Below are 17,073 nucleotides of genomic sequence, written 5' to 3'. Positions count from 1 at the left end.
TTCGTTATAGAGTTAGTAATTTTTGGATTGGTAAGTCTCCTGATTTTAGGTATTTTTATAGAAAAGAGATCTTTATACTTGAGCGATTAAATAACTTGTAATATTAATCTTACAATAATGATTATTTTAAGTTGATATTTTTTATATTTTATTTGATTAAAAATATTTTCTTATATTTTGATAGATAATAGTTAAAGTTTTTGAGGATATTTATGGATAAAATACAAATTATAGAATCTGAATTAATTTCATTGCAGTATGCTGATGAACAAATGTTGGACTTTTTAGTTACTGATTTAGGTAATAGAGCTGTTTTAGTGGCAGAGACATTTTATCTAGAATTTAAGTATTGTACTCAAATTAATATAGATAATGATTTAATGAACACACTTTTTTTACCTAGATTTAAAACTGGTAAATCTAGTCTTTTTATTCAAGATATTTCTATAGAGACTAAAGACGTTCGATCAAGAGGTGTTATAAAAAATAGACATGTTGATAAAGGTTATGCTACAGCAGTAGGCTATGAGTTTACTATTAACTTTGCATTTATGGATATAGCTATCGATTGTTTAGATTTTAGCTTAGTGAAGAAAAAAGATTTAGAAAGAGATATTGATTCGTTGATACATTATAAAGAAATCGAGTAATAGAATGTTAATCATTAGTTTTATTAATAATCTTTGATTTCATTCTTATATAGTTGATATATTTACTTGTGTTGACATTCATCCCTCTGTATTGCTACAATATTGTCTATAATATATGCGATGAAGCAGAGTAGTAAACCTCTCTAGCGAGTGAGGATGGTGTAAGCTCACATTTGGTTGAAGGCGCTGTAGAGCATTGGCAGGAACGCAGGTATCTGTTAGTAAAGGCCAACATAGAAAAAAGAGGGCGCAAGCCAAATAGGGTGGAACCGCGGGTATACTCGTCCCTGTAACGTTTTTCGTTACAGGGACTTTTTTGTTTGTAACGAAATGGTTGATTTTATGTCGGTTGTGTAAAGTGGAGGCAGCAATGACATTTCAAGAGATTATTTTAAATCTACAAAAATTCTGGAGCGATCAAGGTTGTATCGTTCAAAATCCATATGACATCGAAAAGGGCGCAGGTACAATGAACCCTGCTACATTCTTACACGCTATTGGTCCTGAACCATGGGCTGTATGTTATGTAGAGCCTTCTCGTCGTCCAGCAGACGGTCGTTATGGTGATAACCCTAATCGTTTGTTCCAACATCATCAATTCCAAGTTATCGTGAAACCATCTCCAGATAATATCCAAGAATTGTACTTACAATCCTTGGCAACACTTGGTATTCATGCTGAAGATCACGATATCCGTTTCGTAGAGGATAACTGGGAATCTCCAACATTGGGCGCTTGGGGCCTTGGTTGGGAAGTATGGCTCGACGGTATGGAAGTAACTCAGTTCACATATTTCCAACAAGTTGGTTCCATCGACTGTAAACCGGTTTCTGTAGAAATTACATACGGTTTAGAACGTTTGGCTATGTACATTCAAGGCGTAGAAAACGTTTATGACCTTAAATGGAATGAAAATGTTACATATGGTGACGTTTGGCATGCTAACGAAGTTGAACAATCCGTTTATAACTTTGAATTAGCTGATACAGATATGCTTTTTAAATTGTTTGATATGTACGAAGCAGAAGCAAAACGCGTTTGTGCAGCTGGTTATGTATTACCAGCTTACGACTATGTATTGAAATGTTCCCACACATTCAACTTGCTTGATTCCCGTGGCGCTATTTCCATCAGCGAACGTACTGCTTTCATCGGTCGCGTACGTGCATTGGCTCGTATTTGTGCACAACAATACCTCGCTAAACGCGAAGAGTTAGGTTTCCCACTTTTGAAAGGAGATAAATAAGATGGCAAAAGATTTATTATTTGAAATCGGTGCAGAAGAAATTCCTGCCGGCTTTATGCCAAATATCTTAGGTCAATTGAAACAATTGGCTGAAACAAAATTAAATGATGCCCATCTTCCTTTTGAAAGCATCGCAACATACGGCACACCACGTCGTTTGGCTCTTATCGTGAAAGGTCTTGCTGACACATCTGCTGAAATCAGCGAACGTCATAAAGGTCCTTCCGCGTCTATCGCCTATGATGCTGACGGTAATGTAACAAAAGCAGCTATCGGTTTTGCTCGTGGTAAAGGTCTTGATGTAGCTGATCTTGTTGTAGAAGACGGCTATATTTACGCTGAAACTAAAACTGCTGGCGTACCAGCAAAAGATATCGTCACAGATATGTTGCCACAATTGATTACAGGTCTTAACTTCCCTAAATCCATGCATTGGGGCAACCTAGATGCTAAGTTCGTACGTCCTGTACGTTGGCTTGTAGCATTACTTGATGAAGAAGTAATTCCTGTAGAATTTGCTACTGTAAAATCTGGTAATGTAACACGTGGTCATCGCTTCTTAGGTGCTGATGAAATCACTATCAAAAATGCAGCATCCTATGTCGACACATTAAAAGAAAACTTTGTTATGGTTGATCAAAATGCACGTCGTGAATTGATCTCCAAACAATTACATGATATTGCAGCCTCTAAAAATGCATCCATCGTTTGGGATGATGATTTGTTAGAAGAAATCAACTATCTTGTTGAATGGCCTACAGCATTGTGTGGTGGCTTTGAAGAGTCCTACTTGGCACTTCCAGATGCAGCTATTATTACACCTATGAAAGACCATCAACGTTACTTCCCATTGGTTGACCAAGACGGCAAATTGTTGCCAATGTTCTTAACAGTTCGTAACGGCTCCGATCATTCTATCGAAGTAGTTCAAGCTGGTAATGAACGTGTATTGCGTGCACGTCTTGATGATGCTAAATTTTTCTTTAACGAAGACCGCAAGAAACCTCTTATCGACCGTCAAGATGGTTTGACTAAAATTGTATTCCAAGAAGGTCTTGGTAACTTAGCAGATAAAACTGAACGTTTACTTAAATTGGGCCGTGTGTTTGGTGAAGAATGTGGCTTGCACGAAGATACAGTTGTTGTATTGGAACGCGCTACAGAGCTTGCTAAGACTGACCTTACTACAGGTATGGTTACAGAGTTTACTGAATTACAAGGTGTAATGGGGAAAGAGTATGCTTTACTTGATGGTGAATCTCCTGAAGTAGCAGAAGCTATTTTTGAACAATATTTACCTCGTTTTGCAGGTGATGTATTGCCTCAAACGGAAGCAGGTAAAGTATTGTCCATCATCGATAAAGTAGATAATATCGTAGCTACTTTCAGCCGTGGCCTAATTCCTACAGGCTCTCAAGATCCATATGCATTGCGTCGTCAAACAATTGGTATCTTGAACATCTTGCTTGGTAGCGAATGGAATATCAGCTTACGTCCAATCTTCAAAGCATCTATGGAGTTACTTAATGTACCAGCTGAAAAACAAGACGAATTGCTTGGCCAAGTAGAAGAGTTCTTCACACTTCGTTTGAAAAATATTTTACTTGATCGCGAGGTTCCTCATCATGTAATCGACTTGTTGTTGTCCAACAACGAATTGTCCGTTGCTGATGCAGAAGGTCTTGTAAATGCATTGTTAGTTAACCGCATCGATGAAGACGTTGAACTTGTTCAAGCTTATACTCGTATGTACAATCTTGTAAAAGATGTGGAATATACTGGTGTTAATAGCGATTTGTTGAAAGAAGATGCTGAAAAAGAATTGTTCGAAGCTGCTTCTAAAGCATCTGAAGCAAGTAGTGCTGCTTGGGAAGCTGGCGATTACGATGCAGTCGTGGCAGTTCCGGCTACTTTAGTTCCAGCTATCAACAAATTCTTTGAAGATGTAATGGTTATGGACAAAGATGAAGCTATTAAAGCAAACCGTTTACAACTTGTTCGCTTAGCGTACAGTGTAATGGCTATTATCGGTGATATTAGTGCATTAAAATAATATGTTATAGTAAAAGTTTAAATTTTTACAATGATATACAAGAGAAGAGGTACCATGTGTACCTCTTTTTTGCTTTTACGAAGAATATGCAAATTTTATGCAGGATTTTTAGAGACTATAGCGAATACTTTATAATATACAAAGTTGTATGAGGAGATAGATGATTATGAATCATGATGAATTATATAAAGCCTTATGTAAGGTGCCAAGCGGCAAAGAAAAGTCTCGTGATAGAATTATTATTGAATTATATATGCGTTCTCAAGGAGCATCACAGAAGCAGTTAGTAGATGCTCTAAATATGCGTCCTGCTACTGTGTCAGAGCAGACAGACATTCTCATTGAATTGGGATATGTTACAAAACATATTGATTATATGGACAAACGTATATCTGTAGTTACTTTAACAGATGAGGGGAAACGATTAGGCAAAACTCTTTTACATACATATAACGAATTTCTTAATGTAATGTTCTCTGATTTATCGGATGAAGAACAGGAGAACTTATACCGCTTATTAGGTAAGTTAAAACGACCAATTATACGTAAATAATACGTAAATATTTGGATTATTAAAATAATATAGAAAATACTTGCTAACAGTACGTGATTTATGATACTATATTGCTGTTAATTTGAGACAGTCCGCTGCCTATAAGGTGTAGGTATTGAATGTCTGCAAACAGGAGGAAACAATGAACATTATTAACGTACTTGAACAAGAACAACTTCGTACAGACATCCCTACATTCCGCGCTGGTGACACAGTTCGTGTACACGTAAAAGTAGTGGAAGGTACTCGTGAACGTATCCAAGTGTTCGAAGGTTTGGTAATTAAACGTCAAAACGGTGGCGTACGTGAAACTTTTACAGTTCGTCGTATTGCATCCGGAGTAGGTGTAGAACGTACATTCCCACTTCACAGCCCACGTTTAGCTAAAATCGAAGTTATGCGCCGTGGTGTTGTTCGTCGTGCTAAATTGTACTACTTACGTAACCTTACTGGTAAAGCTGCTCGTATTCGCGAAAAACGCTAATGTTCATAAAAGGCTGCCGTTGGCAGCCTTTTATTTTTGCTAAAATTAGATATGAATAGTTCTATTTTATTATTCTATGAATCAAAGAGTTATAATAGAGAAATATAGAACTGTAAAAAAAATATAAAATATACTAAGTATCTCTATGAGATGTATATATAGTATGTAGAAAGGATATAAAATGGCAGATTCACCTATTGTACATTGGTTCCCTGGGCATATGGCGAAAGCTACTCGTATGATTACAGAGTACATCAAAAAGGTAGACGTAGTTATCGAATTATTAGATGCGCGTATTCCTCGCTCTAGTGCGAACCCAGTCATCACAGAACTCGTTGGTCAAAAACCACATATTGTACTGTTAAATAAAGTTGACTTAGCAGATCCTAAAGCCACAAAGGAATGGACTGAATTCTTTACTAAACAAGGCATTACAGTATTGGCTATCGATTCTAAATCTGGCAAAGGCAATAAAAAATTACTATCTACCGTAGAACGTCTAAGTAAACCTATCATTGATCGTTGGGTAGCGAAAGGTATTCGCAGTCGTTCTGTTAGGACTATCATCTTAGGCATTCCTAATGTTGGTAAATCTACATTAATTAACTCTTTAGCTGGTTCTGCTGCAACGCGTACAGCTAATAAGGCAGGTCATACACGTGGTCAACAGTGGGTTAAAATCGGTAAAAATCTTGAATTGCTTGATACACCAGGTGTATTATGGCCAAAATTAGAGGACCAACGTGCAGCGGCTCGCCTCGCTATGACAGGTGCCATTTCCGATGATGTTTATGATTTAGAGCATGTTATAAAACAGCTATTAAATTACTTATTGACGAACACGCCAAATATTCTGGTAGAGCGTTATAAATTAAAAGAAGAAGAGATGACTGATGTTGATACCATTCTTGAAAGCATCGGACGTCGTCGAGGTTGTCTTGTAAGCGGTGGCATTGTAGATTTTGACAAGGCTCGCCGTATTATCTTGCAAGACTACCGCAATACTAAATTAGGTACAATTACTCTCGATCAAGTTGATGAAGAACCGTACTACCCTGCAGATGGTGAGGAGAGTCATAATGGATAAGGATGTATTTTCTAAGTTAAAAGTAGCAGATATTAAAGCTCTCTTTGAAACTGAACAAGCCTTAGAGATTTTGTCTTTTGCTCAAGAGGATACACGTAGTTCTGTACAGAAATTGGCTGCGTCTTATATTAAGCGCCAAGAAAAAGAGTTAAAAGAACAGCAACGCCTCATGGGTATGTATGACTATGAAGGCATGTTCTACGATCAAGGTATCTATCATGTGGCTGGCGTCGATGAAGTGGGGCGTGGTCCTATTGCGGGGCCTGTTACGGTAGCTGCTGTTATCTTGCCACCTATGACATTAATTCCGGGGCTCAATGACTCTAAAAAACTAACAGAGGAAAAACGGGAAGCACTCTATGATATCATCATGGACGAAGCCGTTGCTGTTAGCTGTATTTCCTACGGTCCAGAAAAGATTGATGAGCTAAATATCTATGAAGCAACGCGACAAGCGATGTATGAGGCTATTCGTACGCTCAGCGTACCAGCTGAAGCAGTAGTGGCTGATGCCATGAAGTTGCCTGATTTAACGATTCCTGTTGAATCCATTATTAAGGGCGATAGTAAAAGCGCTAATATTGCTGCTGCATCCATCATTGCAAAGGTTACGCGAGATCGATATATGAAGAGCCTTGATGTTGAGTTCCCTGGTTATGGCTTTGGTATTCATAAAGGTTACTATACGGAATTACATAAAGAAGCTATCGAGCAACAAGGGGTAACACCGCTTCATCGTAAGAGCTTTGAGCCTATTAAATCTATTGTACGTTGGGTTAAACCTGAGTAAATCTTAGTTATTTATATATGGGTAATAGATTTACTTTATGATTCGACTATTAAGTTAAGTCCTATAGTCGTATTAGTTTTATTCGTTATATCATTATAAATTGCATATAGTTTATATCCGTAAAGAGGTTCCTATTGGTCACCTATGTGACTATTAGGAACCTCTTTTGTATTTACTTTTGTTACCTCCATAATTTACGCTACAAGTAAGTATTACCTGTTGAAAGATTAATATAGTATAGATATTAAATTCTATGAGTTATTGTTGCAGATACACCTTATTAGGAGGTATATATGAAAACGATTAGTACTGGTAAAGCATTTAATGAACTCGATTCAAAAGAACTGGGCAAATGGGGGGAACGAGTAGCTACCAATTATATTGAAAAAATGGGACTTACGGTAGTAGATACAAATTATCGAACCCGTTTAGGCGAAATAGACATCATTGCTAAACGTGATTTAGTCTATCATTTTATAGAGATTAAAGCTCGCCGAGGTATGCAACATGGACTAGCACGTGAGGCAGTTACCAAGAAAAAACAAAAGCATATTAAACGAGCTGCTATGTTGTTTCTATATGATTTAAATCAAAAAAAGCGCCGTTGGAAGGAAATATCCTTTGATGTAATAGAGGTGTATTTGCACGAGGACTTTCAAAGTTCTATTCATTATTTACCACAGTGCTTTTAGTGAGGTCAGTTTATGTACGCAAAATTAAATGGAGCCACCTTACACGGCATTGATGGATGTATCATTACTGTAGAGGTTGATATATCACAAGGTTTGCCGGTCTTTGATATCGTTGGACTACCTAATCAATCTGTTAAAGAGGCTCGTGAACGGGTACGAGCGGCCATTAAAAATAGTGGATACGAATTTCCAATGAGACGCATCGTAGTCAATTTAGCCCCGGCTACAATTCGTAAAAGTAGCGCTGGGCTCGATTTAGCAATCGCTTTAGGGGTTCTGCTTGCATCAGGACAGATAAATGGGCGTAAAGCTAAAATTTCGGCTTTATTTGATAAGAGTTTGTTTATGGGAGAGTTAGCGTTAGATGGTTCGTTATTACCGACCTTTGGGACTCTAGCTATGTCGCTAGCAGGATTAGATGCTAATTATTCAAAAATTTATACAAGTATTGAAAATGGTAAAGTGCTACAGTCTATTCCTAATTTAACTATATATGGTGGATCATCACTACAAGAAATTATTACTATTTTAGAGGAACAAATTAAGCCAAAGGTAGTTGATAAAAATAAACAAATAAGTATCAAAAAAGGAAAAGTAGATAAACACAATGCCAATAAATCAATTCTAGGGCCTTTAGAGTCTATGCCATTAACCGGAAGCAATGAAAATCTAGATACAATCAGTAAACCACAAGTAACTATGATTAGTAATAATTGTGTTGATACGTCTGTTACGGATGAAAGTATAACTATAAAGACTAATCAACCATATACAGTTGATTTTGGCGATGTACAAGGTCAAGAGTTAGGCAAACGAGCCATGCTCATCAGTGCTGCAGGTCATCATCATTGTATTATGATAGGGCCTCCAGGTGGGGGTAAAACGATGATGGCCGAACGATTGCCGACCATATTGCCTCCTATGACTTGGAATGAAATTGTTGAAGTGAGTCGTATACAAGATGTAATAGGTTTACTAGGTGATAATGGGCTAGTGAAATCTAGACCTTTTAGACATCCTCATCATACGGCAACTTTGGCTAGTATGGTCGGTGGAGGGATACAGGGACGTCCTGGAGAGGTAACATTAGCTCATGGAGGCGTATTATTTATGGATGAAGCGCCTGAGTTTCAACGCCAAGTAATCGATGCATTACGACAGCCTTTAGAGTCTAGAACGATTACTATAAATCGGTCTCAAGGAAATTATATATATCCAGCTAATTTTATTTGTATTCTTGCGGCCAATCCTTGTCCTTGTGGGTATTACCATGATCCTTATAAGGAATGTGTCTGTACAGAAACGATGGTTAAAAACTATCAGCAACGGTTATCAGGGCCGATTATGGATCGTATTGATTTGCATATTCCCGTTGAGAGACCGACCCTTGAACAGCTGTTAGATACATCATCTTCAAATATGACGAGTGAAAGTATGAGACAACAAGTTATCATGGCCACTGCTATGCAACAGAAACGATATGAAGGTTTTGACTTTAATTCGAATGGAGCAGTTCCCCATAAGGCAATTAGTGAACTATGCAATATTACAGATAAGGCTTGGAGTGTTTTAGGCAATATATTTGACCATTTTCATTTAAGTGGGCGAGCTTTTGATCGCATATTAAAGGTGGCTCGTACAATTGCTGATTTAGAAGAAAATCCAAAAGTAGAACCACATCATATTTCTGAAGCAATGTTATTTAGAACTGGCAAATAAAGTAATTATCTCATAAATTTAGTAGTTGTTTATTTGCCAAAAGTAGTTGTTTGATTCTATATAAAATTAATGATTATATACTTAGAAAGAATTACTAGGTGTTTATATGATTAGATACGATGACAATATTTATATTGCAGGATTACAAAGCTTATACAATGTTGGAGCCACATATGTAAGGCGTTTTATAGAGGATTTTGGATCCCCTTATGATGCGTGGCAAGCTATTAAGAATGTAGAAAACTTAAAATCTTATACATATATTTCTGCATCTGATAAACGTGCCATTTCAGCATCGGCTAAAGATGAAAAATTAGAGTATATTATCCATAAAGTAGACGAATACCAGATGGATTTTACTACCTTTTTAGACAAAGACTTTCCGTCTATTTTAAATCATATATATAATCCTCCAGCCATTTTATTTATGAGAGGTAATCGGGCACTCTTAGATGGACGCTTAAATCGTATTGCTATTGTTGGAGCAAGAAGTTGCTCCTTATATGGTCGGAATGTGGCGAGAATGCTCGGCAAGGAATTAGGTAAATATAGTACCATTATTGTTAGTGGTGGGGCGCGTGGTATAGACTCACATGGTCATGAAGGCCTTCTGGCTAGTCAGGGGTATGGAATCATTGTTATGGGATGTGGTTTAGATATTACCTATCCTCGAGAAAATGCAAAATTATTTGATCGTATATTACAAAATAATGGGTTACTTCTCTCCGAATACCCGCCAGGCACACCGCCGTCTGCAAAACATTTTCCTGCACGGAATCGTATCATTAGTGGATTATGCAGAGGTGTTATCGTAGTGGAGGCCAAGTCCAGTAGTGGTTCTTTGATTACGGCAGATATGGCGGTTAGTGAAGGTCGAGATGTATTTGTGGTACCATGTAATCTATTAGACCATACGGCAGATGGAAATAAATTCTTAATGAAAAATGGTGCATATGTACTTACTGGTTATGAGGATATAGTTGAACAATACCATTTAACAATGCGGGAATATTTTTCTAGTGAACATAAACTTTTACCAACAAATAATAAAGGTAATAAAGGCGTAAAAGCTAGCGTTCAAATAGGGAATCATAGTCAAAGTGTTGATAGAAAAGGGTGCTCTATGTTAAGCTTTAATGTGGATAGGAGTGTAATATTGAATGAAATACCTCATGATCGATGTATTACGGTTAGTGATATTTTGAAAGCGACTCGTATTCCATTACAACAACTACAGCCCTTATTACTAACATTAGAAATGGAAGGGGCTATAGAGAATCATCCGCCGAGAGGCTATATTAATATGACTAGGAGTGATATACTTGTCCATTAAACGATCTATCGTTATTGGCGAGCCGAAAGCAGCTAGTACTAGTAAAGATACAGAAAAGAAAAATACTAAGAAAGAGAGTACTACTATAAAGCGTAAGGTTACTAAAGAAGCCCTTACTCCAATGGGGATTGTACGGGATAAATCTGTACTACAAACTTCCGTGCCACCGGAGCAACGGGAGCCTCGCATATATAATCCAGACGGCAAAGTCTTGGTTATCGTAGAATCTCCTGCTAAATCTAAAACAATTGAAAAATTCTTAGGTCCTAACTATGTGGTAAAAGCAAGTATGGGCCATCTACGAGATTTGCCTAAATCTCAAATGGGCATCGATATCGAGCATGATTTTACGCCGCGCTATAGCAATTTAGTAACACGTAAAAAGGTTATTGATGAACTCATTTCCTATGCTGATGAGAGTAGTGCCGTATTGCTCGCAACAGACCCTGACCGTGAAGGGGAAGCTATTTCTTGGCATTTAGCGTACATTCTAAATGTAGATCCTACATCTACATGCCGTATTACGTTCAATGAGATTACTAAAAATGCGGTAGCAGAAGCATTAGGTTCTCCACGTACTATCGATATGAACATGGTAGATGCTCAACAAGCACGCCGTGTATTAGACCGTATCGTAGGCTATAAATTGAGTCCTTTATTATGGAAAAAGGTTTGTAAAGGCCTCAGTGCAGGTCGTGTGCAATCCGTTGCAGTTCGACTTATCTGTGAAAGAGAGCGAGAAATTCAAGCTTTCGTGCCACAAGAATATTGGACTATTGAAGGCAATTTTGAAACGCCTAAAAAAGAGGCTTTCACAGCGGAATTAACCCATATTAAAGGTGAAAAAATCGATATTACTACTGAAAGTGATGCACAAGCCATAGTTGATGCTATTGGCAATGAAGATGCAGTAGTGACTAATATTGAAAAGCGCAAGCGTTCTCGTAAAGCGGCACCTCCATTTACAACATCTACCTTGCAACAAGATGGTGTGCGTAAATTGAACTTTGGTGCTAAGCGTACGATGATGATTGCTCAACATTTATATGAAGGTTTAGAAATTGGCTCCTATGGCCACGTAGGTTTGATTACATATATGCGTACAGACTCTACGCGTATCTCTAAAGAGATGCAAGCTATGGCTAAGGACTTTATTCTTCGCAATTATGGGGAAGACTATTATCCGTCTAAACCAAATGTGTACGGCTCTAAGGGTTCTGCACAAGATGCGCATGAGGCTATTCGTCCTACATCTCTCGAGTTAACACCTAAAATGGTGGAACCATTCTTGAGTCGTGATGAACTTAAGCTATATACGTTGATTTGGAATCGTTTTATGGCTAGCCAAATGGCGCCGCAACTAAATGAATCCACAACGATAGAGTTGAATGTAAAAGATGACTATACATTTAAAGCGACTGGCTCTCGTGTTATCTTCCCAGGTTTCAGTACCGTTTATGAAGATGCAAAAAAAGAGGATGTACCTCAATTACCTGTTTTAAAAAAGAATGATGCTGCCCATACGGTAGAGGTATTGCCTGAACAACATTTCACACAACCACCTCCACGTTACTCCGAGGCGAGTCTTATCAAGACATTAGAAGAACTCGGCATTGGTCGCCCTAGTACATACGCACCAATTCTAGATACTATCGTAAGCCGTAACTATGTGGAAAATACGAATAAACAATTCGTGCCTACAGAGCTAGGCTTTGTGGTGGTAGATTTCTTGATTGCATACTTTGAAAAAATCATCAATACTGGCTTTACCCGTGATCTAGAAGAAGAACTAGATGCTATTGCGTCTGGCAAGGATACGTATGTAAAAGTATTATCTGATTTCTACGAGGTCTTTGCGCAAGAGCTAGAAGATGCAAGTGACGTAGACCGCATTGAAATTGCATCTATGGAAAGTGATGAAATCTGTGAACTTTGCAATAGCCCAATGGTATATAAATTTGGTCGCTACGGTAAGTTCTTAGCATGTTCTAACTTCCCGGAATGTAAAAATACTAAACCTATTACAGTAGGAACTGGTGTAACATGTCCTAAATGTAAAGAAGGGGAAATCGTAGAACGCAAGTCTCGTCGTGGGCGTATTTTCTATGGCTGTAATCGATACCCACAATGCGACTTTACATTATGGGATAAGCCAACTCATGATTTCTGTGAAACATGTGGTTCTATAATGGTTGAAAAGACATATAAAAATGGTACAGTTAAAAAGTTCTGTTCCAATGAAACTTGTCCTACTAGGCCACCAAAGAAAACAAGAAAGAAAAAAAGCGAAGCTAGTGAAGAAACTGTAAAAGAATCTAAAAAGTCTAGCAAAGCTAAAAAAGAGGAAACTACAATTGAATCATAAAAATGTTATCGTTATTGGTGCAGGCCTTGCAGGATCCGAAGCAGCTTGGCAGCTTGCTAACCGAGGCATTCATGTAGACTTATATGAAATGCGTCCTGTTAAGAGTTCTCCTGCGCACCAAACAGATCAATTTGCAGAGCTCGTATGTAGTAACTCGTTGCGCGCTGGTAATATTGAAAATGCGGTAGGTCTTTTGAAAGAAGAAATGCGTCGTCTCGGTTCCATCATTATGGAATGTGCTGATGCAACTGCTGTTCCTGCAGGTGGTGCTTTAGCCGTTGATCGTCATTTATTTAGTGAAATGGTGACGAAAAAAGTAAAAGGTCATCCTAATATTACAGTTCATCTAGAAGAGGTCACTGAACTTCCTACAGAAGCAACTGTTATTTTTGCATCTGGTCCGCTTACATCTGAAGCATTAGGAGATAAGATTAAGGCCTTAACTGGTGAAACAGGCTTTTACTTCTACGATGCTGCTGCACCTATTGTAACGGCTGAATCCTTAAACTATGATAAAGTTTTTACTGCCTCACGTTATGATAAGGGCGATGCGGATTATCTTAACTGTCCTATGACCGAAGAAGAATATAAAGCGTTCTGGCATGAGCTTACAACGGCTGAAGCCGTACAACCAAAAGATTTTGAAAAGGAAATCTACTTTGAAGGCTGTATGCCCGTAGAAATTATGGCGAGCCGTGGGGAAGATACATTGCGTTATGGGCCCTTAAAGCCTGTGGGCTTAGTGGATAAACGCACCGATGAGGAATCTTATGCAGTTGTGCAATTGCGTAAGGAGAATAAAGAAGGTACCATGTTTAATTTGGTAGGCTTTCAAACTCATTTAAAATGGGGCGAGCAAAAGCGTGTATTCGGTATGATTCCAGGCCTTGAAAATGCCGATTTTATTCGTTATGGTGTTATGCATCGCAATACGTATATCAATTCTCCTGAGTTATTGAATCATGCATTCCAGCTTAAAAAGGAACCGCGTTTATTCTTTGCTGGTCAAATGACTGGAGTTGAAGGTTATTTAGAATCTGCTGCTAGTGGTCTAATGGTAGGCCTACAAGTAGACCGTTACTTAGAGGAACAACCATTTATTGAGTTTCCTAAGACGACGGCTATCGGTTCCCTTAGTCACTATATTTCTAACTACGAAGGCTCTAACTTCCAACCGATGAATGTCAACTTTGGCATCATGGATCCATGGCCTCAAAAAGTACGCAAGAAAAAAGAAAAAAATGCACTGATTGCAAATCGTGCTTTAGAAGAACTGGATGCTCTAAAAGCTAAAGAAAATTTATAAGAAATAGCCTTTTAAGAAATAGTTTTATTTCAAAAAATAGTAAAAGTCCTACATTCATAGGTAAAACCCATGAGTGTAGGACTTTTTTGTTAAGTATTTTTGTATTTATTATTTACGTTTTTTAGTTTTTGTTGTTGATTCTGTAGCTACTATAACAGCTTGATTTTTCTTTTCAAGATAGCCTAGATAAATGAATACACAGATACCTACAATGATGGCTATTAAACTCGTCATTTGAGCAGATTTTAAACCTAGCGTTAAGTTTACGTAATCGCCACGTAAGAACTCTAAGAAGAAGCGAGCCGTAGAATAGAGAATGGCATATAGTACGAACACTTGGCCCTTAGCATGTTTGAAAGATCCAAATAATAGAAGGGCTACAAAGATGAGAATATCAATTTGACCTTCCCATACTTCGGCAGGCCAAAGCGGCTGATTACCGTAGGTGCGATAGGCAAGGGTACTTTCAGGATAGATAATACCATAATTACCACCCGTAGGATGACCGAAAGCATCACCGTTTAAAAGGTTTGCCATACGGCCTACCGATTGAGCTAAAATCAATGCAGGGGCAAATAAATCGGCAAAAGCCCAAAAGTCAATTTTGTTTTTACGAAGATACCAATAGCCAGCAATTGTGCCTAGTACCACGCCACCTTGAATGGCCATACCTCCTTGCCAAACAAAGGGAATTTCTAATAAATGATTACCGTAATAATCCCAATCAAAGAAGAATACGTCCCATAGACGAGCACCGATGAGACCAGCTACGGCTACAGTAATGGAAAAGTCGATGATGTGTTCATGCCAACCGCGGCCATCCTTTTTCAAAAGTACATAGGCAACAGAGGCACCACAAATGATAGCCAAAGCTAACATGGTACCATAGGCTCTAATAGGGAAGTCCCCTATGAAAAATAAATATTGATGCATACAAAACTCCTTATGTGATAATTTTTTATTAGTACATAAATTAAATTATAAATTACATATATCCTTCATGCAAGAAAAGAGATGAACTATATATAATATGGTATAATATAGAGATTGGTATTGTATCCCAGTATGGGACCTAGAATTAGGAGAGTACATGATTCGTAAATCTACTATTATAAAATCATTAACAGCTTTAGTAATGTCTGCATTATCTAGTACAATCGTACAAGCAGAGGTATTGGTACCATTAGATCAATTTTTAGCCACTACTACACGTCATTACGAAGCAAATCAATATAAAACAGCATATACAGTATATATTCCACAAAGTGAATTACAAGGTGATACGGTTATTTTAAATCCTGCAGCCGTAGGTGAACCTGTTAAATTGCCCATTACCAAAAAAGATGGTATATCCTATGTAGATATTGAGTCTGAGCCAGCTATGCTGGGTGTTAGTTATACAAAAAATAATGGTCAACTTATTTTAGGACCTGCACCAGAAGCATCTACGGTGAAAGCACCTTATACATTGCAAACACCATTGGCTTGGGCTTTTGATCCATGGACAACAGAGGGAATTCCGTATCAGGCAAAACTCAATACGAGTGGTGATAATATTATTTCTCCAAGTTGGTTTAAATTGCATAGCTTAGGTTTAGAAGCAAGTTCAAATGTAAATATTGATTATGTGAAAGCGTATAAGGATAAAGGCTATCATATTTGGCCGTTAATTACTAATCGGTTTGACTCTAATTTTACAAGTGGTATTTTGTCGGATCAATCGGTATGGAAGAAATTTGCTCATAACCTTGTTCAATATGCCTATATATATGGGTTTGATGGTTATAACTTTGACTTTGAAAACATTAATTATGCTGATCGTGATCGTTTAACAACATTTGTAGCATATTTGTCTAATCATTTACATCAGTATAATATTAAAACTTCTATCGATGTGACTGGCTATTCTGATAGTCCAGAATGGTCATTAGTGTATAACCGTAAAGCTTTGGCAGATACAGTAGATTATGTAGTTCTTATGGCGTATGACGAAACTTGGGCTAAGAGTACTACTGCAGGTCCTGTTGCAAGTTATCCTTGGGTCCGTAGCCATACAGAAAGAATGCTATCTGAAGTTCCTTCTCAAAAGTTAATATTAGGCGTACCATTCTATATGCGCTTATGGCATGAAACGAATGGTTATGCAAAAAGCGAGACATTGGCTATGAAGAATACAAGTAATTACTTTGCTAATTACAGAGATAAAATGACTTGGGACGATCGATTAAAGTTATACTATTTATCTATTCCAACAGCTTCTGGTTCAGATCGTATTTGGTTTGAAGATAATACATCGTTAGGCTTAAAACTTGATCTGGTAAAAGAATTACACCTTGGTGGGTTTGCAGCATGGCGTAAAGGGTTTGAAGATATTTCTACGATTACTATGATTCAAGAAAAAGACTTAGGACGTGGTATTCCTAAATCTCCTACAGCAGTTGTTCCTGAACCTGTAGTTCAAGAAGCTAAACCATTAACAAAGCTTGAACAATACAAATTACGCTTAGAAGAAAAAGAAAAAGAAAAAGCAGCTAAAGCGGAAGCAAAACGGAAAGCTAAAGAAGAGAAAGAAGCTGCTAAACGCAAAGCAAAAGAAGAAGTTGAAAAAGTAAAAGCTGAGAAAAAACGCTTAGAAGAAGAGGCTAAAGCTAGAAAAGAACACAATAAACAAACTGTTAAAGAGCAAAATGATTTATATACTAGTCATAGTTCTGATCAAAATACAAGCCCTAAAAATGATTTAATAAAAACTATTCAAGTCGTAAAACGCTAGTGTTTGACTGCTTTTACAGTAC

At 37.6% G+C, this 17,073-nt stretch carries 14 protein-coding genes; 13 read left to right on the top strand and 1 reads right to left on the bottom strand.

Annotated features, from left to right (window positions below; translation table 11 throughout):
- Positions 1-212: 212 nt before the first annotated feature.
- From E7B10_RS01905 to trmFO, 12 genes are all read left to right on the top strand, one after another.
- Positions 213-650, top strand: a complete 438-nt coding sequence (locus E7B10_RS01905; protein WP_101928302.1) for a hypothetical protein — start codon at positions 213-215, stop codon at positions 648-650.
- A gap of 370 nt (positions 651-1,020) precedes the next feature.
- Positions 1,021-1,896, top strand: coding sequence for a glycine--tRNA ligase subunit alpha (glyQ, locus tag E7B10_RS01900; protein WP_060919832.1), 876 nt, complete (start codon positions 1,021-1,023; stop codon positions 1,894-1,896).
- A gap of 1 nt (position 1,897) precedes the next feature.
- Entirely contained in the window at positions 1,898-3,949 is a 2,052-nt protein-coding gene (gene glyS / locus E7B10_RS01895) for a glycine--tRNA ligase subunit beta (RefSeq protein ID WP_287511175.1), read from the top strand.
- Positions 3,950-4,115: 166 nt separating this feature from the next.
- The gene (locus tag E7B10_RS01890; RefSeq protein ID WP_024061633.1) at positions 4,116-4,502 is read left to right on the top strand and encodes a MarR family winged helix-turn-helix transcriptional regulator; all 387 of its coding nucleotides are present in this window, start codon (positions 4,116-4,118) and stop codon (positions 4,500-4,502) included.
- Between the two features lie 142 nt (positions 4,503-4,644).
- Positions 4,645-4,986 carry a 50S ribosomal protein L19 gene (gene rplS / locus E7B10_RS01885; protein ID WP_004695921.1) on the top strand — a complete coding sequence of 114 codons (342 nt, stop codon included), beginning with the start codon at positions 4,645-4,647 and terminating at the stop codon, positions 4,984-4,986.
- A gap of 181 nt (positions 4,987-5,167) precedes the next feature.
- Complete coding sequence (ylqF, locus tag E7B10_RS01880) at positions 5,168-6,073, top strand: ribosome biogenesis GTPase YlqF (protein WP_287508229.1); 906 nt, start codon at positions 5,168-5,170, stop codon at positions 6,071-6,073.
- A complete protein-coding gene (locus E7B10_RS01875; protein ID WP_024061635.1) occupies positions 6,066-6,863 on the top strand; it encodes a ribonuclease HII in 798 nt (265 codons plus the stop codon). The genes ylqF and E7B10_RS01875 overlap by 8 nt, the downstream gene beginning before the upstream one ends.
- Positions 6,864-7,156: 293 nt before the next feature.
- On the top strand, positions 7,157-7,555 hold the full coding sequence (locus E7B10_RS01870) for a YraN family protein (protein ID WP_004696986.1): 399 nt from the start codon (positions 7,157-7,159) through the stop codon (positions 7,553-7,555).
- 12 nt (positions 7,556-7,567) lie between these two features.
- A complete protein-coding gene (locus E7B10_RS01865; protein ID WP_024061636.1) occupies positions 7,568-9,274 on the top strand; it encodes a YifB family Mg chelatase-like AAA ATPase in 1,707 nt (568 codons plus the stop codon).
- Positions 9,275-9,380: 106 nt separating this feature from the next.
- Positions 9,381-10,607 (top strand): DNA-processing protein DprA, encoded by a 1,227-nt coding sequence (gene dprA, locus E7B10_RS01860; protein ID WP_077708447.1) that lies wholly within the window; start codon positions 9,381-9,383, stop codon positions 10,605-10,607.
- Positions 10,597-12,972, top strand: coding sequence for a type I DNA topoisomerase (topA, locus tag E7B10_RS01855; protein WP_287511171.1), 2,376 nt, complete (start codon positions 10,597-10,599; stop codon positions 12,970-12,972). Before dprA ends, topA begins: the two co-directional genes overlap by 11 nt.
- The gene (gene trmFO, locus E7B10_RS01850) at positions 12,962-14,278 is read left to right on the top strand and encodes a methylenetetrahydrofolate--tRNA-(uracil(54)-C(5))-methyltransferase (FADH(2)-oxidizing) TrmFO (RefSeq protein ID WP_287511169.1); all 1,317 of its coding nucleotides are present in this window, start codon (positions 12,962-12,964) and stop codon (positions 14,276-14,278) included. Before topA ends, trmFO begins: the two co-directional genes overlap by 11 nt.
- Before the next feature lie 108 nt (positions 14,279-14,386).
- On the opposite strand, the gene lgt is transcribed toward trmFO, so the two are convergent.
- The gene (gene lgt, locus E7B10_RS01845) at positions 14,387-15,211 is read right to left on the bottom strand and encodes a prolipoprotein diacylglyceryl transferase (protein WP_008713970.1); all 825 of its coding nucleotides are present in this window, start codon (positions 15,209-15,211) and stop codon (positions 14,387-14,389) included.
- A 157-nt stretch (positions 15,212-15,368) separates the two neighbouring features.
- Here lgt and E7B10_RS01840 point away from each other — a divergent pair, with 157 nt between their 5' ends.
- A complete protein-coding gene (locus E7B10_RS01840; protein ID WP_060919823.1) occupies positions 15,369-17,051 on the top strand; it encodes a glycosyl hydrolase family 18 protein in 1,683 nt (560 codons plus the stop codon).
- Positions 17,052-17,073 lie beyond the last annotated feature (22 nt).

It is taken from the genome of Veillonella sp. (assembly GCF_032470285.1).
GTDB lineage: Bacteria > Bacillota > Negativicutes > Veillonellales > Veillonellaceae > Veillonella.
This window is presented reverse-complemented; position numbering and strand designations above follow the sequence as displayed.

What these genes read in the sequence shown, in the direction of transcription:
- E7B10_RS01905 (WP_101928302.1), top strand. Translation starts at nt 213, where the DNA reads ATGGATAAAATACAAATTATAGAATCTGAATTAATTTCATTGCAGTAT.
- glyQ (WP_060919832.1), top strand. Translation starts at nt 1,021, where the DNA reads ATGACATTTCAAGAGATTATTTTAAATCTACAAAAATTCTGGAGCGAT.
- glyS (WP_287511175.1), top strand. Translation starts at nt 1,898, where the DNA reads ATGGCAAAAGATTTATTATTTGAAATCGGTGCAGAAGAAATTCCTGCC.
- E7B10_RS01890 (WP_024061633.1), top strand. Translation starts at nt 4,116, where the DNA reads ATGAATCATGATGAATTATATAAAGCCTTATGTAAGGTGCCAAGCGGC.
- rplS (WP_004695921.1), top strand. Translation starts at nt 4,645, where the DNA reads ATGAACATTATTAACGTACTTGAACAAGAACAACTTCGTACAGACATC.
- ylqF (WP_287508229.1), top strand. Translation starts at nt 5,168, where the DNA reads ATGGCAGATTCACCTATTGTACATTGGTTCCCTGGGCATATGGCGAAA.
- E7B10_RS01875 (WP_024061635.1), top strand. Translation starts at nt 6,066, where the DNA reads ATGGATAAGGATGTATTTTCTAAGTTAAAAGTAGCAGATATTAAAGCT.
- E7B10_RS01870 (WP_004696986.1), top strand. Translation starts at nt 7,157, where the DNA reads ATGAAAACGATTAGTACTGGTAAAGCATTTAATGAACTCGATTCAAAA.
- E7B10_RS01865 (WP_024061636.1), top strand. Translation starts at nt 7,568, where the DNA reads ATGTACGCAAAATTAAATGGAGCCACCTTACACGGCATTGATGGATGT.
- dprA (WP_077708447.1), top strand. Translation starts at nt 9,381, where the DNA reads ATGATTAGATACGATGACAATATTTATATTGCAGGATTACAAAGCTTA.
- lgt (WP_008713970.1), bottom strand. Translation starts at nt 15,211, where the DNA reads ATGCATCAATATTTATTTTTCATAGGGGACTTCCCTATTAGAGCCTAT.
- E7B10_RS01840 (WP_060919823.1), top strand. Translation starts at nt 15,369, where the DNA reads ATGATTCGTAAATCTACTATTATAAAATCATTAACAGCTTTAGTAATG.